Consider the following 21066-nt stretch of genomic DNA (forward strand, 5'->3'; position numbering starts at 1 on the left):
TTGCTTAGACACCATCATTCTAACTGAGGGATTGGGATTATGGCTCCCTTTATTTTCAGTAAACTACCATTTTACACAATTATACGGACTCAACTTTCAGCAAATAGAAGCCGACGAATTCATCATTCGTACTCAGATCTTTAATCAATGTCATTCTGTTCACCCCCATCTACAACTCCAAAAACTCTGCCTCTGCCTCAGTGATCTAGTATATTTTTATTTTATAGTTAAGTCATGACAACACTTTGTCAGCGAATATATGTTCTGCACAAAAAAACGACCAGATCTAATCCGGTCGCGTAGAATTCCTTATTCACATTGGGAGAAATGTAAAATTCAAGATTTAATCATCTTCGGTTAGTAGTAATTCCCTTTTACAAACATCACACTGGACCTTGATAACCAATCCTAGACTTGTTGGTATAAATATGTACGCAAACTTTGCTCCCGTTACATCTTTGGGTTCACATTTATCCCAATTATTAATTTTGTTTTCCATAGATTTGCTAATTTCAAACTTCATATGATTCTCCATAATCAATGTAACTGATCCTTGATCTTATGCACCCATTTTGGAAGAGATTCGGCCTGATATTTTAAAATACTATGTTCAGCTTGCATAACGATTTTACCGGAAACTTCGCTATTATCAATCACAATCAAATGATCAATGAGATGGATATGAGTTAGCAGATTTTGCATGGATGTGGTTTGTCTCCGAATGATGTCTTCAGTCGGTATATGATGTCCGCCGTTTCGAACTCTGGCGGCAACACGTTCGATATTGAGCCGAACATCATTTAGACCCACATAAAACATCATCACTTCAAAGCCGTTCGCCTTGGCTTCCCGTATCAGTCGTATCGCATTACCGCCGGCCAAAGTCGTTTCTACAGAAAAATCGCGTTTATGATGGATACAATCTCTCGCAAGTTTAATCGCTTCTTTGCCTGCGGATACTTTGCGGCGATCCGGATGGTCAGAATCAATGCTCCGAGCTAAAGCGTCGGGATCTATATTGACACTGATACCAAGCCTGTCCACTATCAAATTGCGAATGGTGCTTTTGCCGCTGCCGTTATTGCCGGCGAATACAACCATCACTGTGGAGTACTCATTCATGATGAACCCCAGGATTGTCGATTGGCTCGATCACACCGTTTGCATATTCTTTGACAATCTGGCCTTTTTCCGTTTGATAGACAATATAAGTTCCGTTCGCTTTTGCATCCAGTTTCGCGCGATCGCCCGTAAGTTTGATCAGTTTTTGCAAATCTTGAATACGATCCATCATAGGTCACCATCCAACCCGACTTAATCTTGCCATTATTATAACATACTCGTTTCAGATCAAAATTACAGGCCTCGCATACCAGTTTGTCCACCCACTCACAAAAATCAAGCTATGCTCAAACCGCGTTACTTCTTATTCCCATAAAGTTCAAAAACGAATCTTCCCCAGCTCCTCCCGGAAAGCCGGTCTTCGCGGAAATTTGGTTAACAATTTTTGTGTGACGGTGAACGCTTCTTTCCGTCCGCCAACCTGTTGAAGCATTCGAATGATCCGGCAAACATCGGCGTAATCTCGCCTGTCTCTGGATTGATCCGCCCGGAATTCGATATATGCCACGAAAAGCGCCTTCACCTCCTCCGGGTAATGCGGAAGCAATTGCTCATAGAACGATTCAATTCGGTAAGGTGCCTTGCGGACATGTTCCAAAAGCCGTGCGTACATCTCCTCTTCCACCAGAATTTGGGTATACGTATGCTCTCCCCTCGGGCTCTGCTCTAATTGATCTAACATATCTTGCAAATACAAAGTCCATTCTCCCTCATCGGAAAATGTATCCTTCACAGAGCGATAATACGCATACTCTCCGTTCACGATCAGCTCCATCCCGAGTTTCCGCTGCTGTTCGACTTGTCCTGTGCGACGGTATGCCTCATACCGATATTTCTTCCAGCGATAGACGAGCCCCGGCAGCCCCTGATCTTGAGCTTCCCCGGCCTCCGCCAATCGGATCGCTTCCTCGGCATCGCCTTGCTCAAGCGCCGCTCGAATCGCAATCTCCCGAATTTCCGGGAAATGCAGATGTTTATACAAATAAGCTTTCGCCTGTTCTTCACCTGAACGTTCCAAAATTTGACCATATCGGAGCACAGTTACCCGCTCGTCTGTGTACTCCCGCGACCAATTGCTTCCGGACGTATGACCCAGGAGCGAACCCGCCGCATCATCCCATTGATGTTGCATCTCTTCCGACTCGATCAGCGCGCCCGCCGCCTCGAGGAGCGCGAGCTGCCAATCCGACCACCCATCGTAATAAGGCTGGTGTGTCTCCTCCAACAACCGGCGGAAAATCTTCAAGCGTTCTTCCGCCGGAATATGATGGTGATCCTGAACCAGCTTGAAGATCGATTCCAGACAGCTTTCGATCACGATCCCGACTCCACCGTCCGAATCGTCGGCGGACTGCAATAATTCAATCATCTCTTCGATGATGCAAAACAGAATCGCCAGCCCGTGCAACCATTCCTCTTCATCGAAGGCGGAGAGAGCCTTTTCAGCGACGATCTCCGCACCTTCCACCGCGCGGCTTACGTTCCGCCAAGACACAAAGCCATGATCATCCGAATATGTGTCAATGTAGGATCGAATCAACCGTCGGCAGGCGTCCAACTCCTGATCCGCGCCCCTTTTCGACAAGTGAATTCTAATGCGCTCTTCCGCGGCATATGAATCCGATGCAATCGAGAGCAGCAATTCGATTAATTTCTCCTTGCTCTCCGCTTCCAACAGTTGCCGGAGAGACGGTTCCGGTGAAGATACCCCGTCTGCTTCTCTATTCTTAAGCTCGAGGAATACGGCGACTTGATGCTTGCATACCGGCCCGAAATTGTACGGACAATCGCATTCCGATTCCATTATGTTGTTCTCGTTGTCTAGCCTTACATAAACCTCATAATCCTCGTACCCGCGCACAACCGCAGTGTACTTTTCATCGGCAATGGACTTCAAGGAAATTACCCGTCCTTCGGACGCGTATTCCTTCCCTCTGTGTACAACTGCAGGATCTATGTATCTGGAAAAATCGGATAAATTCATGAGGAACGCCACCTTTGGACGCTTCTTACAATCTTGGAATTCCAATAGTCGATGAACACCTGATAAGATCGCACCGTGGTAAAGAAGGGAATATGTTGGTCTGCCGCAGCGTCTACATATTCATCTTTTAGAAATGGTGACAGCGACACAGGTCGTATATCGGTTGCCATTTGGAAAATAATCCTGCTCATTTGTTGCTTTTATGCTTAAGGATGTATGTTTTAGCCAAGTGGTTTAGATGGCCAACAGCAATTGAATTGGGATCACTCGGGTCATGCTTCTTCTGCATGGCACGTTCAAATTCATCAATCATCTTTGCAAAATCGCATACATTCTGCTCAAGACCAAATAAGCGTTTCATGTCTCGATAGTGTCGAAAAAAGACTGCGTTAGCTTGATCATTGGGATAACCTAATTGTTGAAGTTCCGAAATGATCGCTTGAGCATACAGCTTAATCATCGTCTGTCTAGAAGAACGTTTCACCGGTATCCCCTGCCCAAACATTTCTTTATTACTCGAGAATCAACTTCACTTCAATGGATTTCAACCAATTAGAAACACGTTTGCGATTCTGCTCTTCAACAAACTGGTAATACCGCTCTAACTGCTCGCTGTCGGAAGATAACGCATCCTTGAATCTTCGGAATATTCTCTTGCCGCCGCTTAATATGTGCATCAAAGTGGATTGCAGCTTTTATCTTCAACCGTTTCCGCAAAATCAACCATGTCCGTATATCCTTCATCCGACTCCCGTTTCGGTATCCGAAAGTAAATTTCATGAAAGCCTTCTTCAATGACCTCGCTTAATTCTTCGTCCTCTTCATCCCGATCAAACGTTCGCAACGTGACAACATCTCCAGTTTCAATATTCAGGAAGGACTCTATTTCTTCTACGTACATGTCGTATGAATCCACAATCTCCTGAAACTGCTGCTTGGTCAATTTCAATTCTTTCACTGGTTCTCCTCCAGCTGCTGTCACTTTTCTCGCCTCGCCACGTTGCTCCGCCTCATATTCCTCCCACGTGATACCATAGGGGAAACCCCAATCCGTATAGCCGGCGATAAAATAAAAAGCGGACTCCGATTTTGGATAGGTCCGCATCTTTTTCTTCCCGCCGCGCATAAAGCCCCTCACCTAAATCCATCGTATTTGAGCGTGCAGTTCAGCCAAATGGTCATGAAAACCCCAACCGATCCCTTCTGTTTTCGAAACAACGGCTTCGAGACGCTCCTCGAATTCGTCAAACAACTCGGCCGTTTCATCTTCATTCACCTGATCGATGATATCGGCATACATGGACGCCATACTATAGTAAAAGCGTTCATCGATATCCCCGTAGCATAGGGTGAAATCGACTCCATTTTCGACAAAGATTAGTTTTAATTCCAGACTATATTTAGCGCTCCCGGTCAATCTCTCGAATTCCGAAATCGCGTGTTCCGCTTCCTGGAGTCTCAACTTGCCAAATCCCCGCTCAGGGAAAAACTCCTTCTCAATTTTCTTGCGATACTCTTGAAAGAGAGACTCTACCGCTTCATCGCCCAGTAATCTTACGGCGAGAAACTTCTCCATATCTTTGCTGGCGCCGTAACAAGCCTTCACCAAATTGATGAGTTGGTCATTATTTAACTGTTTCAGATGCTTATTTAGAACGGACTTCGTCAGCTTCACAGGCTTTTTCCCTGCCGGACGCTTAACCAGCGACTTGGGGATCAGCTTGTCCTTCTGCCGCTCAAGCTCCTGATTTACTTCTTCGCAGGAGAAATGTTCGGGATCATATCCTTCGCGAATCCAGCCCATGAAATGATCCCGCTCCGGATGATTGGGAGTAACCATTACTTCCATCAGATGCTGATGCCCCCAGACACCTCCCACATCTTCAAGCGGGCAACTGCGAGCTCCATCCAGACACAAGGGCGCCGGATCGGAAATCGATGCGTCAATGTTGATCAACGTAACCGTGTGCCGCCAATCGTCGCCAAAATCATAGACGTATGTAAAAACGGCGTTTTCCTCTTGAACGTGCTTCTGAACGGTTTCTCTTCGTGCATTTAGTATCTCACGGTTCTCCAAATCCGCGAATGTCGGATCAGGCAGCCCGATCACCTTCTCGTTCACATGAAACTCGTACAAATGGTAATTTTCCCAACCCATGACCGCTTGGATGATTTTGTGAAGCTGATGAAACGTCACATCGGGATGAAATTGAAACTCCCTCCAAATCTTCGGAGCAATCTCATCCAGTTCGATTCTGCATCGATAAACCATGATCGTCTGTTCTCCTTTTGGTATTCCGAATATATAAACAAACCCACTGTATCCCGGGCGGAATGACAATGGGTTGGCTAAATCGTGAATAGCGGCAAACCGAATGCTTCCTGAACAAAGCTCATATCGTGGTCCCTTGATACAAGACCAAGCTGGTGCTCAATAGAAGTTGCAATAATAATTGCGTCCGGCGTTTTAAGCTTCCGTCCTTTCAACTTTTGTTCCCTGCGTATGTCCCCGGCAAGTCGGGCAACACTGGAACTTACCTCAATACATCTTCGTGAATTAAACAGCTTGATCCCTTGTAAGCGGTATGCGGATTTCAACCCGCTGAACACTTCGCACTCCGTAATGACGGAGAAATAAATCGACATCCGATCGTCACTGGCTTGCCGAACAAAATCCAACGCGGCATGCTCACCAGCCAGCAGTGCAATGGCGATATTGGTATCGAGTAAATAACCATCCATTTAATTCCACTCTTCCTCGCGCATTTTCTTGACTTCATCAGCCAACTGTTTAGCTTGTTCCGGTGTTAAAACCCCGGCCGACTCAAGTATGTCATCAATGGAATAGTCATCCTCGACTTCAATCGTTTGGTTATCCAAATTGATTTTCACTTTGCTTTGCGTAATATTCATCTTCGTCAAGATGGAACGAAGTTCATTAGCCGTTTTTTGATCCATCTTTTTGGGCAAAGACATGGTTAAAACACCAACCTTCCGATTTAAGATTTGCAAAATATTTCCGTATTTCCGACGTATTCTGGGCTTTGCCGGATTTATATTCCATTCTGCTCTGCTCAATCAGGGATTGGAGCTCCGGATTGGCTTCAACATCAGCTTGAATCGATCGCTGTTTTTCGATATCATTTCACTCCTGTCATAATCGTTTCTTCTGTCATACTGGAGCGCTTAATTTCGTGTTACCAACAGTATAACATAACACACTCAAAATCCAGAAGGAGATAAGGTTCGGAATAGCTTATCGATCCAGATGGCTTGTCCCCCCTCACCGCACAAACCGCCCGCTGCACACAAAACGCGCCGTTTCCTGACATAGGTTCGTGTTCACAACGTGTTGAGAATGTAATCCGCGGCACCGAGCTTCATCGCTTGCCGGACGACGTCGAAATCGTCGTATCCGCTGATGACGATGGATTTCCAGCCTTCCGGACGCTCCCGGGACCGGGTCTCGATCAGCTCCAGGCCCGACATGCGCTTCATTCGGATGTCGGTCAGAATCAAGTCGGGGTTCCGTTCCCGGGCCAGGGCAAGGGCCGTATCGCCGTCGTCCGCGGTCAACGCTTCCTCGATTCCGTAGTCGCCCCAAGGAAAATTCGCGCGCAGCCCTGCCCGGATTTCCAACTCGTCGTCGACGATCAATGCAATCACCGCGCCTCCCCCTTTTTGTAAACGGATACAAGCAAAGACGCTTATCGAACTTGTTGACATGATAGCGCCCAAGCGGGCAAAGCGCAATGTGCTTTTCTTGGCTTCTTATGGGGTATTCCAATCCTCCTATGTTGTCCGGCAGAGACTCGACGAACATCGGACGCCAAGCTCCGGCAAAAGCAAGAAGCCCCGGGAACGGCGATGCGTTCTTCGGGGCTTCGTTATGGCAATCAGGCGATTCGATTAGAAGCCTGCAGCGACTTTGGCGGCTTGCTCCAAGCCGGCTTCGATGATTTGCTGCGCGCGGTCCGGGAACTGGTTGTGGCCTTCGACGATAACCGTCTCGATATCCGTAATGCCCCAGAAGCCGAGCGTGTTCTTCATATAGTTCACCGACATTTCGAGCGAAGCCATCGGGCCTTCGGAATAGACGCCGCCGCGTGCGTTGAGCAGAACGACCTTCTTGTCGCCGGCCAGCCCGACCGGACCTTCCGGCGTATATTTGAACGTCTTGCCCGCTTGATTCAGGTAGAACAGGTAGGTCAGCAATTGAGCCGGAATGGTGAAGTTCCAGAGCGGGAAGGCGAAAACGACTTTATCGGCAGCCAGGAATTGATCCAAATATTTGTTGGCGATTTCGGCCGCTTGCTTCTCTTCGGCCGTCGCTTCGATGCCGTTGGCCAGTTTGTACAGACCGGTCAACATATTGTTGTCGTAGTACGGCAAGTTTTCTGCGAACAGGTCCAATTCCGTGATGTTGTCGTTCGGATTTTTCTCCTTATAGGTGCTTACGAAGGCGTCGTACAGCTTGACGCTGACGGCTTGATCGGCAGGGCGGCCGTTTGCTTTAACGAATAACACGTTCGCCATAATGGTAAATCCTCCTGTTGAATGTAATTATGATAATAATTGCCACAGTATTGGCGAAACCGAACCTATCCGAGCGAGGCCTTGTATGAACCGTCTACTGTGCAGCAATCGATCACAGTATACACCATGGCAAATCGCTATGTCAATTGCAGTAACTTACTTTTTTACTTCATAAACTTGACGCACGAGGTCGGCGACGGTCCGCTTTTCCAGCACAACCATCATCAGCTGTTCCGTCTCCTTCATGATCTCCGAGAACGTATCCTTGATCTCCATTCCGATCATGCCGTCGCTCGCGGTGTCCATCAGCCCGGTGCACAGCGGCTCCGTCATCTCCAGCGCCCGGTACACTTCCGCGAGTGTAATCGTTTCCGGGGATTTCCGCAAAAAATAGCCGCCGTCCCGGCCTTCCCTGGCCTCCACGATGTTCGCCTTGGCCAGACGCGCCAGAATCCGGCGCATCAGCGTCGCTTCCGTGCATACAATATCCGCGATTTCGCCGCTCGGGCAGCGCGAGTCGAATTCCGAACGCTGCGCCAGATAGACAAGCGACTGCAGCGCGTATCCGAACCATCTGGGCGTCGCAACGCCGCCGCATCTTTCGTTTCTCACCGGGTGGCCTCCGTTCCCGAAGCGCTCGCTTCGATGATCTTCGTTCTCCTTAGTATAGCTTATATTTATCCGCGAGGATATTCCCAAAAATGAAATTCGGCGCCTTCGCTACGCTGGCGAAAGCGCCGATTCCGCGATTCCGGTCAAACGCAGGCTCTGCTCCGGTCCGAAGGCAGCAGAAGCGCAAGCAGCCCGACAAGCGGCAAGAACGCAATGCTCTTCATAACGTCCCCCATGCCGTAAACGTCGGCCAATTTCCCCAATACGACGGCCCCGAGCGCCCCCATCCCGAAGGCGAGGCCGGTTGTGAGTCCCGACGCCATACCGACCTTTGTCGGCATGAGGTGCTGCGCGTAGACGACGGCGACCGAGAAGCCGGACAGCAGAATGAATCCGAGAACAAAGGTGAACGGGTACACCCAAATAAGCGGCAAGTAAGGCAATGCCAGCGAGAACGGCACGGCGCCGGCGATGGACAGCACGATCATCTTTTTCAAGCCGATCCGGTCGGCGATCACGCCGCCGAAGAACGTCCCCAGCACGCCGGACAGCAGGAACAGAAAGAGCGGAATTTGCGCGTGCTTGGCCGTCAGCCCGTAATGCTCGATCAGGTAAAATTGATAATAATTGCCGATCCCCGCATGATACCACGACCGGCCGAAAACGATGAAGACGAGCAGCCCCATCGCAAACGCGACCCGCCCGCGGCTAAGATTCATGCCTCCGGAGGCTCCGCCCTTCTTCCTGACCGCGCCTTTCGTTTTCCATTCTTCCAACCGGCCTTTGTACCAAGGAGACACCCACAGCAGCGCGGCGATCGCGGCCAATGCAAAGGCCGTTCCCCACAGCGCGCCAACCTGGCCTAGCGGGACGAAGACGAACAGCGTCATGAGCGGAGCGAGCGAGCTGCCGGCGTTGCCGCCGACCTGATAAACGGACTGGGCGAAGCCCCGCTTCCCGCCAGCCGCGAAATAGACGACGCGCGAGCCCTCCGGGTGGAAGATCGCCGAGCCGAATCCGATGAACACGACCGCAACCAGAAGAACCCAGAACGAGGGCGCCAGCGCGATTCCGACCATGCCCAGCAGGCTCAAAGCCATCCCGAACGGGAGCATGTAAGGCTTCGAAGTTCGGTCCGTATACGTTCCGACCACCGGCTGCAGGACGGAGGACGTCATATTCAGCGCGAAGGTGATCCACCCTAATTGCATATAAGACAAATCCAGCGATTTCTCCAATATGGTGTAAAGCGCCGGAACGACCGCCTGCATCGAATCGTTCATCATGTGCACGAAGCTGATCGCCAGCAGCACGGGCAGGACGGTCAAGGACGCCGCGGCGGCGGAGCCGCGGACTTCGGTGGCGGTAGACAACGGTTTCCCCCCCTGATCGCGGAGCTTGAAAGAAGCATCCGTTCGTCGTATGGTACTAAAGTTTAGAAGGGGGGCGCTTCGAAGTCAACCACGATTTTCCGCATCCCGCCCCCGAAAAAAAAGAAGAAGCGCCGAAGCGCGAGGCCCAGCGCAATATCCTATAGGTTCCGGTATTCTTATCTGCCGTTGAAATCCGGAATCGCTTCGAAGAAGGCCCGGTTGTACAGATCCGTCTCGTCGGTGGACGAGTCGAGAATGCCCAGCTCTTTCTGATATTTGATGAAAAATTTCGCGCTCTCCTGGGCGGTCTTCACGCCCGGCTTCCAGTGGTAATCCGCCAGCAGCGCTTCGTTCGTGGCGACCTCCGCCGGGACATACTTCTTGTTCGTCTCGATCTCGGCCGTCTCGTGCGCGTTGCGGCCGACCCAATCCGCCGCCTTCAGCAGCGCGCGGGTAATGGCGGCGGCCTTCTCCGGATCTTCCTTGGCCAACTTGCCGCTAATGACGGAGTAGCAGCAGTAGCCGGACTTGAACGGCTCGTCGTGGCCGTTGCTCAGCAGCCGGACGTAATTTTTCTCGTCGATGGCTTGCTGGGCGGCCGGATCCCAGACGATGAACGCCTGAATCTCGCCTTTGTCCGCCGCCGTGGACAATTGCTGCGAAGGGTATGCCCGCCACTGGACGTCCTTCTGCGGGTCCAGCCCGCTTTGCTTCAGCGCGATGGACAGCGTAATCTGCGGGCCGCCGCCGATGACGTCGACGCCGATCGTTTTGCCTTTCAGCCCCTTCAAATCGGTGATTCCCGAGTCTCCCGGCGTCACAAGCTGAATGCAGCCGGCGTGAAGGCCGCCCGTCAGCTTCACGTCGAGCCCTTGCTCGATCGGCTTGAACCAGGCGAAGTTGCCTACCGTGCCGTCCACCTTCCCCGACGCGATGCCCGACTTCAGCGTCTCGAAGTCCTGTTGGACGAGCTCGACGTCGAGCCCTTCCTCCTTGAAGAAGCCTTTCTCGATCGCGGTATAGATTGGCGCTTCGCAAGTGCCGCCCGCATAAGCGAAAGTGATCTTCTTGAGCGGCTTCTCGCCTCCCGTCTCTTCGCTCTTAGACGGCGATTCGCCGCTCGCGGCGTTCTTGTCCCCGCTTTTGCCGCAGCCCGACAACAGCGCGACCGCCGTGAGAACCGCTACGGACGACAGCCATAGTTGCTTCCGGGCGTAAACATTTTTCATCTCGATGCCGATCGACAGCCGGATCAGGTCCGGCGTGACGCCCGCGTCCGCCTGCTCCTGCGGGGTCAGTTGGGCGTGCGTCGTGCTGGCCGGATGAATGACGAGCGACTTGGCGTCCGCCACGTTGGCGAGCAGCGAGAACAGCTTCAAGCCGTCGATCGTCCGCTTCGCCGCCTCGAATCCGCCCTTCAGGCCGAAGGTGAAGATCGAACCGGGCCCTTTCGGGAATTACTTTTGAGACAGGGAATAATAACGATTGCCCTCCAGCGCCGGGTAGTTGACCCAGGCGACGTCGGGATGGCCGTTCAGAAAGGCCGCGACCCGCTTCGCGTTGGCCAGATGCTTCTCGACCCGCAGGGACAGCGTCTCCAGCCCCTGAAGCAGCAGGAAGGCGTTGAACGGACTGATCGAGGCGCCGGTGTCCCTCAGCCACTGCACGCGCGCTTTCGTGATATAGGCCAGTTCGCCGAACTTCTCGTAAAACCGGATTCCGTTGTAGCTTTTGTCGGGCTCGGTGAAGCCGGGGAACTTGCCGTTGCCCCAATCGAACCGCCCGCCGTCCACGATCAAGCCGCCGATGGAAGTGCCGTGCCCGCCGATGTACTTCGTCGCGGAATGGACGACGATGTCCGCCCCATGCTCGATCGGCCGGATCAGGTACGGCGTTCCGAACGTGTTGTCGACGATGAGGGGAATGCCGCGCTCGTGGGCGATTGCCGCCACCGCTTCGATATCGACCAGGTTGATGCCCGGATTGCCGATGGTCTCGATGAAGACCGCTTTCGTCCGGTCCGTGATGGCCGCCCGAAAGTTCCCGGGATCGTCCGGATCGACGAACTTCGTCCGGATGCCGATCTTCGGCAGGGTAACGTCGAACAGGTTGAACGTTCCGCCGTACAGCGTCCGGGCCGCCACGATCTCGTCGCCCGCTCCGGCGATATTGAGGATCGAGTAGGTGACCGCCGCCGATCCGGAAGCTACCGCCAGCGCGCCGGCCCCGCCTTCCAACGCGGCGATGCGCTGCTCCAGCACGTCGTTCGTCGGATTGCCGATCCGGGTATACATGTGCCCGACTTCTTCGAATGCGGCCAGCCGTTGGCCCTGCTCCACGCTCTCGAACACGAAGGAGGTCGTCAGGTAGATCGGAACGGCCCTCGCCCCGGTCGTCGGGTCCGGCTGCTGCCCGGCGTGAACCTGCAGTGTATCGAATTTCCATGCTTTCTTTCCGTCGTCGCCCATCGGCTCGCTCCTTTCGCCCCTTGAGGCCGCCCTTCAAATAAAGAAAGAGACCGGCGTCATCCTTGCGGATCGCGCTCAGTCTCCAGCGGCCTGGTCAACATGATTTTGGACCGGTCTTTACAATACCTACTATTTTTCCCGGAATTTATGTTTATATTAGTTCCTCTCGGGAGGTTTGTCAATGAATTGTTTTATATTTCTTTTTAAGGGCCATATTTACAGTTAAAGACATGAACCGATACCTCCACGATTACGACGAAAGAAGGGAAGCAATATGAATATGAGAACACTCCGCCGTAGATTCGCCATGCTCGTTGCCGCGATCCTGTCCGGAATCGTCCTTTACGGGGCGGCGGCAGGCCCTGCCGCGGCTTCGCGCCAAGAAGCATCCGCCGCGAACGGCAAAATCCAAGAAGCGCCGAGGATCGGCTCGCCCGCTCCGTCTTTCACGCTGAAAGGCATGGACGGCGATAGCTACAGCCTGCGCCAATTCCGCGGCAAGCCGGTCGTCCTGAATTTCTGGGCGTCCTGGTGCGATCCCTGCAAGGAGGAGGCTCCAAGCTTCGCGAAGCTCCGCCAAGCGTTCGGCTCCGACCTTGAGGTCGTCGCGGTGAACCTGACCGCCGTGGACAGCGAGAAGTCGGCCCGGGCGTTCGCTTCCTCGTACGGGTTCGATTTCCCCGTGCTGATGGACCGGGACGGCTCCGTGGCGGACCGCTATCGGATTCGCCCCATCCCTTCCACCTTCTTCATCGACAAAAACGGTGTCATTGCGGACGGCGCCGTCGGCTCCATGACTTGGGAAAATTTGAAGGCCAAAGCCGATCGGCTCGTGCATCCGTAAGCGCAAGCCGTCCCCGCTAAGGAACGATCTCGAACTCGAAGCCGGCCATCGTCATCTGTCCGGTCTCCTTGGGCGTGACGTGGGAGATGACGTAATAGACGCCCGCCTGCGAGAACTGTCCCTTCAGAACGTAGGAGCCCTTGCCGTCCGCTTTGGCGCTCAGCTGGGCGTGTTCGCTCGGCTCCACGCCTTTGGGCCAGAGCTCCAGGACGACGTCCGCGTCCTTGACCGGCTTGCCCCCTCGGGAGACGGCCACGCTCAGCGTCACGCTCTCGTTCAGCTTCAATTCGGCGGGCGAAGTCGCAAACGCGATTTCGTACCGGCCGTCTTCGGCTCCGGACGTTGAAGCGCCGGCCCCCGAGGAGCATCCCGAGAGCGTCAGAAGCGCCAGCAGCGCGGCGGCGGCCGCTCCGAGCCATCTGTGTCTGTTCATCGGCTCCGACCTCACACGATATATTCGGGCTGCGCCGTCTCGGGCACGAGTTGCAGCGACTCCAGAATCCGCGACCGGTATTCGAAAAAGCCGGCTCCGTTCCGCACGCGCGGACGCGGCAGATCGACTGTCACGATCTCCTTGATCCTCGCGGGGCGGGGCGTCATGATGACGACCCGGTCGCTCAGATACACCGCTTCGTCGATGTCGTGGGTCACGAAGATCATCGTCGTGCCCCGCTCCTGCCAGATGCGAAGCAGCTCGTCCTGCAAGTTCATTCGGGTGAAGGCGTCGAGCGCGCCGAGCGGCTCGTCGAGCAGCAGCACCTTCGGGTGGTTGACGAGCGCGCGGGCCAGCGCGGCGCGCTGCGCCATCCCGCCGGACAGCTGGTGCGGATAAGCGCGCTCGAAGTCCCTCAGGCCGACGAGCTCGATGATTTTGTCCACGTCCCCCCGCCGTTCCTTAAGCACCCCTCGCGCTTCCAGTCCCGTCGCCACGTTGCTCCAAATCGTTTTCCACGGGAACAGGGTCGGATCCTGAAACACAAGGCCGCGGGAATAATGCGGGCCCTCGATGGGCTCCCCGTCCAGCCGGAGCTCCCCCGCCGTCGGGCGATCGAGTCCGGCCACCAGCCGGAGCAGCGTCGATTTGCCGCAGCCGCTCGGCCCGATGAGCGACACGAATTCGCCCGGCCGGACATCCAGCTCGACGCGGCTCAGCGCGACGACTTCGGCGCCTCCGTCTCCGAACGTGCGCGACACGCCCTGGATGGCGATCTGTCCGCCTTCGGCCTCCGTCACCATTTGATCAACCCCTTCTGCCAGATCAGCACGCGATCGCGGAGCTTGAAGAGCAGCGAAATGACGGTCGAGAAAAGAACCGCCATAATGAGCAGCGCGGCGTACACTTTGTAATATTCCGCCCACCCTTGCGCCCAGGTGATATAGAAGCCCAGACCGGCTTTGACCCCGAGCATCTCGGCGACGACCAGCGTGACGAACGACGTGCCGAGCCCCATGAACAGGCCGATGAAGATGAGCGGGAACGCCGCCGGAAGCGCCACCCGGAGCACGAGATACCGTTCGCCGGCTCCGAGCGTCCGGGCCACCTCGAAAAACGATTTGCTCACTCCCGCGATGCCCGACCACGTCATGACGGACACCGGGAACCAGGTGCCGAGGGCGATAAGGAAGACGCTGGCCGTGAAGCTGGACGGGAACACGAGCAGGACGACCGGAATCCAGGCGGTGGCGGGAATCGGTCCGACAAACCGGAGGAACGGATTGATCCAGTATTGAAACTGTTTGTACCATCCCATCAGAATCCCTGTAACGAGGCCGAAAAAGGCTCCGATCAAGTACCCCAGCACAAGCAGCCGCAGCGAGTACAGCGTGCAGACCAGCAGCTTGCGGCGATCGTCGATAAGCGCGTCCGCGATTTTGACGGGCGACGGAAAATAGGGCAGCGGCAGCGCGTTCAGCTTGAGCGTCAGCAGCTCCCACACCCCCGCGATGAGAATGACGAGCGCCGCGATCGGAGCCTGGCTTCTCAGCCTCCGGAACGCTCCCGCCGACACGAAGGCGGCCATCGCCCACAGCGCGTACGCGATCAGCAATGCGATCAGCAGATAGCCGTACTGCGCCGACCGGAGCACCGGCTGCTTGTTCGGCAGCAGCTCGTGGAGCGCCAGCGAGAGAGTAAGCAGAACGGCAGGCAGCAGGATGACGACGACGGCGGCCGGGGATGGCCGGCTCTTGCCGGGGGTATCGGCGGACAGCTTGACATTGCCCGTCAATTCCATGAGCGTTGCACTTCCCTTCGTTACGTTTGGAATCGCAAAAAAGAGACCCTTCCGCGGAGGAGGGTCTCCGGACGACCGGTCGACTCTTTTCATATACAATTCCGATTATATTAGTGGGTAATTTGGTGTGATTTTACAATACCATTGCCGGTCTGCCGCTGTCAACATCCGTCCGCAGACAACTTCAATTCGGGAGAATGCGGTGCTATCATAGGTGGAAAGGCTGCAGTACCTCCAAAAACAGCCGACGGGAGGATGCTCGATGTATAAATTCAAGGCGTTGACGGTGGATTGGCAAGGCTCGGAGCTCGTGCCGGAAATTCGCGGCTATTCGGTCGACGATTTGCCGGAGGGAGAGGTGACGATCCGCGTCGCCTATTCCGGCGTCAACTATAAAGACGGGCTCGCCAGCATTCCGGACGGAAAAATTGTGCGCAGCTACCCGCACGTGCCCGGAATCGATCTCGCGGGCACGGTGATGGATTCTTCCGTTCCGGAGTTCCGGGAAGGGGACGAGGTGCTGGTGACGGGATACGGCCTCGGCGTCTCCCGGTTCGGCGGCTTCAGCCAGGTCGCCCGCGTGCCGGCAGATTGGGTCATGCCGCTGCCGCCGGGGCTGTCGGCGCGGGCGGCGATGGCCCTGGGCACCGCCGGATTCACGGCGGCGCTGTCGGTGCATCGGCTGGAGGAGAACGGACTGGCTCCGGCCAAGGGGCCCGTGCTTGTGAGCGGAGCCACGGGCGGCGTCGGGAGCTGGGCCGTCGCGCTGCTGGCCCGCTCGGGCTACGAGGTGACGGCCAGCTCGCGCAAGAGCGGCGAGGCCGGGTACTTGAAGGCGCTCGGCGCGCAAGAAGTGATCGCTCCCGAGGAGCTGGCCATGCCGGAGGGGCGCGCGCTCCATCGCGAGCGATGGGCCGGAGCGGTCGATCCGGTCGGCGGCGCGTTCTTGCCGCACGTGCTGGGCACGGTCCGCTACGGAGGCTCCGTCGCGCTCAGCGGTCTGACGGGCGGAGCCGAATTCGCCGGGACCGTGTTCCCGTTCATCCTGCGGGGCGTGAACTTGCTCGGCATCGACTCCGTGCAGTGCCCGATGGATCTCCGCCGGACGGTATGGAGCCGCCTCGCGGAGCAATGGCGGCCGGATGCCGCGCTGCTGGACGCCATCGCGCGCGACATTACGCTCGCGGAGCTGCCGGACGCGCTCCGGCGGGTGCTGCAGGGCAAAATGCGCGGCCGCTGCGTCGTGGCGCTGGGGGACTGAGCCCGGCGCCGCCGAGAGCTGGCGAAGCGTGCCGCGCGCTGCCATCGTCGGCTCGCGCGGCACCTTAAGGAGCGAATCGCTACCTATCCGCATCGTGACCCGCACGTCCGGCCCACCCCGAAAAAGCAGCAGCGCCCCGAATCCGCGCACAAGGCGGTTTCGGGGCGCTAGCGATCTTAACTCTCGTTAAATTTGAAGCTTCTAGCCATATAGATGACCGGCGTCGACGCGACCGAAATGACGAATTTGAGCACGTAAGTCGTGAGCGCGATTTGCCACCAGACGTCCCAAGGGTAGACGCCCGCGAACGCGATCGAGCAGAAAACGAGCGTGTCCACAAGCTGGCTCAGCCCGGTGCTGCCGTTGTTGCGAATCCACAGCTGCGAACGGCTCGGATAAGCGGCCTTCAACCGGCTGAAAATGCGAACGTCGAGGAACTGGCTGATAAAGTAGGCGCACAAGCTGCCGAGCGCGATCCGCGGCGTCATGTCGAAGACGAAGCTCAGCGAATGCTGCGCCTGAACGGCAATGTCGTCTCCGGCCGGCTTGAACACGAGCGCCATCTGCATCAGGATCAGCGACATGATCATCGTGAAAAATCCGAACCAAACCGCTTTCCGCGCTTCCTTCTCCCCGTACTTCTCGTTGAGCAGGTCGGTTGTCAAATAAATCGTCGCGTAAATCGTGTTGCCGAGCGTCATGACGATGCCGAACATCTCGATCGTCTTGACGACCTGAATGTTGGCGAGCACCGTCGCGGCGCCGATCCAGGCGTACAGCCCGTTCTTGCCGAGCAGACGGTAGCAGGCCAGAAAAAGGGCGAAATTGACGATCACAAAGAATACGCCCCATAAAAAATTAAACATGGGAACTAAGTCCTCCTAGTTTTGATAACGCGGGAGTTTGCGAACCGCGGCCCCTGTCCGGGACAATGCCTCTCATTATAGCATAAAAAATCCGCTAGGCGCGTTATTTGTTAACGTTACTGCGCCTTGGCCATCAAAGCGGCGCCGATCGCGCCCGCCTTCGCGCCAAGCCGCGGGGCTACGATCTTCACCCCGCGCCCCATGGAAGGAATGACCCGGTCGGCCAGCGCCTCCCGCATCGGCCCGAGCAGCGGCTCGCCGATATGCGAGGCCCCTCCCCCGAGGATGATTGCCTCCGGGTTGGCCAGATGAATGGCGCTGACGAGCCCCGCTCCGAGAGCCGTGCCCGCCCGCTTCAGCACTTCCAGCGCAAGCGCGTCTCCTTCCTTCGCCGCTTCCCCGACGTGCCGGGACGTGATATCGCCGGCCGCGCCTCCCGCCAAAGCAAGCAGCTTCGCTCCCCGCACAGGGTCCGCCGCGGCCGCCGAGGCGGCCGCCCTCCCGATCGCCGTTCCCGAAGCGTACAGCTCCAGGCAGCCGATGTTGCCGCAAGGGCAGCGCGGCCCGTTCCAGTCGATCGTGATGTGCCCGAGCTCGCCCGCACTCGCCGACCGGCCGCGCATCAGCTTGCCGTCGCAAATAATGCCGCCCCCGATGCCGGTCGACACCGTGATGAACAAGCAATTTTGCGTGCCGACGCCCGCTCCCGCCCTCCATTCCCCGTAAGCCGCGGCGTTGGCGTCGTTATCCACGGTCACCTGCAGGCCGAGCAGCCGTTCGAGCTCCTTGCCCAGCGGCACGTTCCGCCATCCGAGGTTGCTGGCGAGCTCCACCGTTCCGTCCGCCGGATCCAGCGTCCCGGCCGTCGCGACGCCGATCGATTGAAGCTCGATTTGGCCGCCGGCCAGCTTCCCGACCATCTCCGCCATCGTGGCGATCACGGCATCCTGTCCCCGCGCCGCCTCCGTCGGCCGTTCCTCCGAACCGAGCAGCTTCCCGTCTCCGTTCACAAGGACCGCCAGAATTTTCGTCCCGCCCAGATCGATCCCTGCATACGCTTTTTCCAGCTTGCCCACATCCTTGTCTCCTCTCCAAATAAAGCGCCTTGTTCGGCGTCAAATTGCGGCCTGAAAAATCTGCTGCAGCATTAACGTCGCCGCCCCGTACAGCGAGCCTTTCTCCCCATGGGCGGAAGCCCGCAGCTTGGCCAGATCGAACGGGACGGGAAAAGGAAACCGCCCCAGCTCCGCCCTCAGCTTATCCATGAACTTGCCGGAGCCGGTGACCCACCCGTCCAAGACGACCGCCTCCGGACCGATAAAATTGATCGCGGCGGCCACGGCATAGGAGACGATCGACGCGATGCGGTCGAACATCGGCTCCAGCTCTTGTCGGCCGTTCTCGTAAAGCCGCAGCGCCTCTTCCATCGACGCCGGAGCGGCAAAGCCGAGGCCGGCCGCAAGACCCCGGACCTTGCGCATGATGTACGGCGCCGTAACCGCCGTCTCGATGCACCCGCGCCGGCCGCATTCGCAGAGCTCGCCTTCGGGATCGACCGGAATATGCCCGATCTCGCCCGCGGCTCCGTTGGAGCCGGAATAAATTCGCCCGTCCAGAATCAAGCCGGAGCCGATTCCGCGCCCGATCGTCAAATAGAGCAAGTGCCGGCTGTCCTTGCCGCTTCCGTCATAATGCTCGGCGAACGCCGCGGCGTTCGTGTCGTTGACGACCCGGATCGGCACCTCGGGATGCTGCGCCTCCAGCAGCTTGCGCACCTTCAGATCGGACAGCTTCAGGTAGCTCGAATAGACGACCGAGCCGCTCGCCTCGTCGATGATGCCCGGAGCCGCGACCCCGATCCCTTGAAGGGAACCGGCTTCCATGCCCTTCGTCCGCTCGGCGCATTGGGCGACGGCCCGCTGAAGCTGGGCGGCAATATCCCCGTTGCCTTCGGCGATCGGGGTTTTCCATTCCGCCAGGACGCCGCCGTGCAAATCCATGAGGACGCATTGAAGCGATTGGCCGCTGAGCGACAAGCCGATGACGTAGCCCCCGCCCGGATTGATGCGCAGGGAGATCGCCCTGCGTCCCGCTCCTTCCGCCGCTTTCTCCCCGACCTCCTCCACGAGGCCCCGTCCGATCAGCTCTTCGACGAGAGCGGACACCGTCGTCGGACTCAGCTTCGTCATTCGGGACAAGTCCGCCCGCGACAGTTCCCCTTCCCGGTGGAGCAAGCTCAGCAAGGATGCGGTGTTGATGCCTTTCATGAGCTGCAAATTGCCTTTGACCCTATGCATGAGAGCCGCCTTGCCTTCCTCGAAATTAATTAATCCAGTGACCTTATTAATTATAATAAGCGATGCCCGCGGAGAATTGCAACACCCGCTCGCGCTGGTTCGTCTAACGATGGAACGGTGAACGATTCATACAACGAGAAAAGGTGGTGGACGCCTTGTTCCAAATGTTCCAAAGACGGGCGCTAAGTAAAGGAACTCTGCTGCTCACAATCGCTTTGTCGCTTGGGTTGTCGGGCTGCCAAAGCTCCGGGAGCCCGTCCGCCGGGACGGCTTCCTCAGGTCCCTCCGCTTCTTCGACCGCTTCCGCTTCACCCGGCGCTTCCGCGTCTTCGGCTCCCGGCGCGTCCGAATCTCCGTCGGCCGCGCCCTCGGAGCAGCCGGGCGATGGCGGCGGCGCCTCCGCATCTCCCGTGCCTGCCGGCACGCCGGCACCCTCCGTCTCCATGGGGACCGTAACCGCCCTTCGCCTCGCCGACGCCAAGAGCGGCTGGGCCGGAGGCGAAGGATGGATCGCCCGGACCGACAACGGAGGATCGGACTGGACCGTGCAGCATTCCGGCTCTTTCACGGTCAAGCAGCTCTTCGCGCTGAACGGGGACAAAGTCTGGGCGACGCTCGACGCCGGCGGCGGCAAAGGCTTGCGGCTCATCGGATCCGCGGACGGTGGCAAGCATTGGAATTCGATCGGAACCGTACCGAACGAGGGCTTTCTGCATTTTACAAGCGATCGGACCGCTTTCAGCGGCAACGCCATGACGACGGACGGCGGCAAAACGTGGACGAAGCTTGGCGTTCCCGACGGCGTCGTAGGAGACGTCTACTTCCACGACGCGAATAACGGATGGGCGGTGCAGGAAGCCAAAGGCGAATACCGGTTCCTCCATTCCTCCGATAAGGGCCGAACGTGGCAAACCGTCATGAAGCGAACGAGCGAAGTATCGCCGCTTGGCAGCGTCATCCGGTCAACCGGCAAAAACGACGCCTGGATCGAGGTCGTCGGCGGCTCCGGCATGACCCAAACCTCCTACGCCCTGTTCCATACGTCCGACGGGGGCAAATCCTGGCTGCCCGCCATCGTCAAGCACGGCGCGGGTTCGGGACCGGCTCCGGGCTTCTCCATGGAGGACGGCAAGTACCCGAGCGGAACCGGCGCCGGCCCAGGCGATCTGTATGTCGTCAATCCGCAGACGGCGATCATAGGCGGCCAATGCCAGGCTTGCGACAAGCCGAACACGATCGCGGAGACGACGGACGGCGGCAAGAGCTGGGCCGCCTCCAAGAGCGAGTTCGCGGGCTACGGCGACCAGTTCATCGCCGCAACCGATGCGCAGCACATTTGGCTCGTGGCGACGGACGCGGCCGAGCCTTCCGTCCTGTACACCACCTCCGACGGAGGGAAGAGCTGGAAGAAGGCGCGCACGTTCGCGAAACCCGGCGCTTAGACCAATAGGCTGCTCCGTAAAGCCGCC

At 56.8% G+C, this 21066-nt stretch carries 23 protein-coding genes and 1 pseudogene; 3 read left to right on the forward strand and 21 right to left on the reverse strand.

Translation table 11 applies throughout. The annotated features are described in order from the left end of the window. Positions 1-537: 537 nt before the first annotated feature. From G485_RS0123720 to G485_RS30285, 15 genes and pseudogenes are all read right to left on the reverse strand, one after another. Positions 538-1122, reverse strand: a complete 585-nt coding sequence (locus tag G485_RS0123720; protein ID WP_027094584.1) for an ATPase — start codon at positions 1120-1122, stop codon at positions 538-540. After that, a complete protein-coding gene (locus tag G485_RS29615; RefSeq protein ID WP_015253841.1) occupies positions 1115-1294 on the reverse strand; it encodes a hypothetical protein in 180 nt (59 codons plus the stop codon). The genes G485_RS0123720 and G485_RS29615 overlap by 8 nt, the downstream gene beginning before the upstream one ends. Positions 1295-1441: 147 nt before the next feature. Beyond that, the gene (locus G485_RS0123730; RefSeq protein ID WP_027094586.1) at positions 1442-3106 is read right to left on the reverse strand and encodes an SWIM zinc finger family protein; all 1665 of its coding nucleotides are present in this window, start codon (positions 3104-3106) and stop codon (positions 1442-1444) included. Positions 3107-3293: 187 nt separating this feature from the next. Next, positions 3294-3590, reverse strand: coding sequence for a nucleotide exchange factor GrpE (locus tag G485_RS0123735; protein WP_156922565.1), 297 nt, complete (start codon positions 3588-3590; stop codon positions 3294-3296). A 28-nt stretch (positions 3591-3618) separates the two neighbouring features. Continuing rightward, positions 3619-3783 carry a UPF0158 family protein gene (locus G485_RS31160; protein WP_240489265.1) on the reverse strand — a complete coding sequence of 55 codons (165 nt, stop codon included), beginning with the start codon at positions 3781-3783 and terminating at the stop codon, positions 3619-3621. After that, the gene (locus G485_RS28050) at positions 3783-4232 is read right to left on the reverse strand and encodes a hypothetical protein (RefSeq protein ID WP_240489262.1); all 450 of its coding nucleotides are present in this window, start codon (positions 4230-4232) and stop codon (positions 3783-3785) included. Before G485_RS28050 ends, G485_RS31160 begins: the two co-directional genes overlap by 1 nt. A gap of 12 nt (positions 4233-4244) precedes the next feature. Beyond that, on the reverse strand, positions 4245-5378 hold the full coding sequence (locus G485_RS0123745) for a DUF6155 family protein (protein ID WP_027094588.1): 1134 nt from the start codon (positions 5376-5378) through the stop codon (positions 4245-4247). A gap of 77 nt (positions 5379-5455) precedes the next feature. Beyond that, on the reverse strand, positions 5456-5848 hold the full coding sequence (locus G485_RS0123750) for a type II toxin-antitoxin system VapC family toxin (protein ID WP_027094589.1): 393 nt from the start codon (positions 5846-5848) through the stop codon (positions 5456-5458). Continuing rightward, positions 5849-6184, reverse strand: a complete 336-nt coding sequence (locus tag G485_RS0123755) for a hypothetical protein (RefSeq protein WP_230191323.1) — start codon at positions 6182-6184, stop codon at positions 5849-5851. Between the two features lie 264 nt (positions 6185-6448). Next, complete coding sequence (locus G485_RS0123760; protein ID WP_027094591.1) at positions 6449-6772, reverse strand: response regulator; 324 nt, start codon at positions 6770-6772, stop codon at positions 6449-6451. A gap of 243 nt (positions 6773-7015) precedes the next feature. After that, on the reverse strand, positions 7016-7642 hold the full coding sequence (locus tag G485_RS0123765; RefSeq protein ID WP_027094592.1) for an FMN-dependent NADH-azoreductase: 627 nt from the start codon (positions 7640-7642) through the stop codon (positions 7016-7018). Positions 7643-7798: 156 nt separating this feature from the next. Beyond that, on the reverse strand, positions 7799-8254 hold the full coding sequence (locus G485_RS0123770; RefSeq protein WP_027094593.1) for an RrF2 family transcriptional regulator: 456 nt from the start codon (positions 8252-8254) through the stop codon (positions 7799-7801). Positions 8255-8397: 143 nt separating this feature from the next. Continuing rightward, positions 8398-9627 carry an MFS transporter gene (locus G485_RS0123775; RefSeq protein ID WP_027094594.1) on the reverse strand — a complete coding sequence of 410 codons (1230 nt, stop codon included), beginning with the start codon at positions 9625-9627 and terminating at the stop codon, positions 8398-8400. A 176-nt stretch (positions 9628-9803) separates the two neighbouring features. Then, a complete protein-coding gene (locus tag G485_RS30280; RefSeq protein WP_027094595.1) occupies positions 9804-10856 on the reverse strand; it encodes an ABC transporter substrate-binding protein in 1053 nt (350 codons plus the stop codon). Continuing rightward, positions 10857-12095, reverse strand: a pseudogene (locus G485_RS30285) (O-acetylhomoserine aminocarboxypropyltransferase/cysteine synthase family protein); the annotation flags it as partial. 274 nt (positions 12096-12369) lie between these two features. Here G485_RS30285 and G485_RS0123790 point away from each other — a divergent pair. Continuing rightward, positions 12370-12939 (forward strand): TlpA family protein disulfide reductase, encoded by a 570-nt coding sequence (locus G485_RS0123790; RefSeq protein ID WP_084423475.1) that lies wholly within the window; start codon positions 12370-12372, stop codon positions 12937-12939. Between the two features lie 16 nt (positions 12940-12955). Here G485_RS0123790 and G485_RS28675 read toward each other — a convergent pair whose 3' ends face one another. The 3 genes from G485_RS28675 to G485_RS30730 are packed head-to-tail and all read right to left on the reverse strand — an operon-like array spanning position 12956 to position 15173. Then, positions 12956-13372, reverse strand: coding sequence for a FixH family protein (locus G485_RS28675; protein WP_027094597.1), 417 nt, complete (start codon positions 13370-13372; stop codon positions 12956-12958). Positions 13373-13383: 11 nt separating this feature from the next. Then, positions 13384-14175, reverse strand: coding sequence for an ABC transporter ATP-binding protein (locus G485_RS30725; protein WP_027094598.1), 792 nt, complete (start codon positions 14173-14175; stop codon positions 13384-13386). Next, complete coding sequence (locus G485_RS30730; protein ID WP_051318544.1) at positions 14169-15173, reverse strand: ABC transporter permease; 1005 nt, start codon at positions 15171-15173, stop codon at positions 14169-14171. Before G485_RS30730 ends, G485_RS30725 begins: the two co-directional genes overlap by 7 nt. A gap of 262 nt (positions 15174-15435) precedes the next feature. On the opposite strand from G485_RS30730, the gene G485_RS0123810 reads away from it, so the two are divergent. Beyond that, positions 15436-16434, forward strand: coding sequence for an acrylyl-CoA reductase family protein (locus G485_RS0123810; RefSeq protein ID WP_027094599.1), 999 nt, complete (start codon positions 15436-15438; stop codon positions 16432-16434). A 176-nt stretch (positions 16435-16610) separates the two neighbouring features. Here G485_RS0123810 and G485_RS0123815 read toward each other — a convergent pair whose 3' ends face one another. The 3 genes from G485_RS0123815 to G485_RS0123825 form a co-directional block, all read right to left on the reverse strand. Continuing rightward, on the reverse strand, positions 16611-17300 hold the full coding sequence (locus G485_RS0123815) for a queuosine precursor transporter (protein WP_027094600.1): 690 nt from the start codon (positions 17298-17300) through the stop codon (positions 16611-16613). A gap of 116 nt (positions 17301-17416) precedes the next feature. Further along, positions 17417-18376, reverse strand: a complete 960-nt coding sequence (locus G485_RS0123820) for an ROK family protein (RefSeq protein WP_027094601.1) — start codon at positions 18374-18376, stop codon at positions 17417-17419. 39 nt (positions 18377-18415) lie between these two features. Then, complete coding sequence (locus G485_RS0123825; RefSeq protein ID WP_027094602.1) at positions 18416-19597, reverse strand: ROK family transcriptional regulator; 1182 nt, start codon at positions 19595-19597, stop codon at positions 18416-18418. 155 nt (positions 19598-19752) lie between these two features. Between G485_RS0123825 and G485_RS0123830 the strand changes: the two genes are divergently transcribed. Continuing rightward, complete coding sequence (locus tag G485_RS0123830; protein ID WP_156922566.1) at positions 19753-21039, forward strand: WD40/YVTN/BNR-like repeat-containing protein; 1287 nt, start codon at positions 19753-19755, stop codon at positions 21037-21039. The last annotated feature ends 27 nt before the right edge of the window (positions 21040-21066 follow it).

Source organism: Cohnella thermotolerans DSM 17683, from assembly GCF_000429825.1.
Taxonomy (GTDB): Bacteria; Bacillota; Bacilli; order Paenibacillales; family Paenibacillaceae; genus Cohnella; species Cohnella thermotolerans.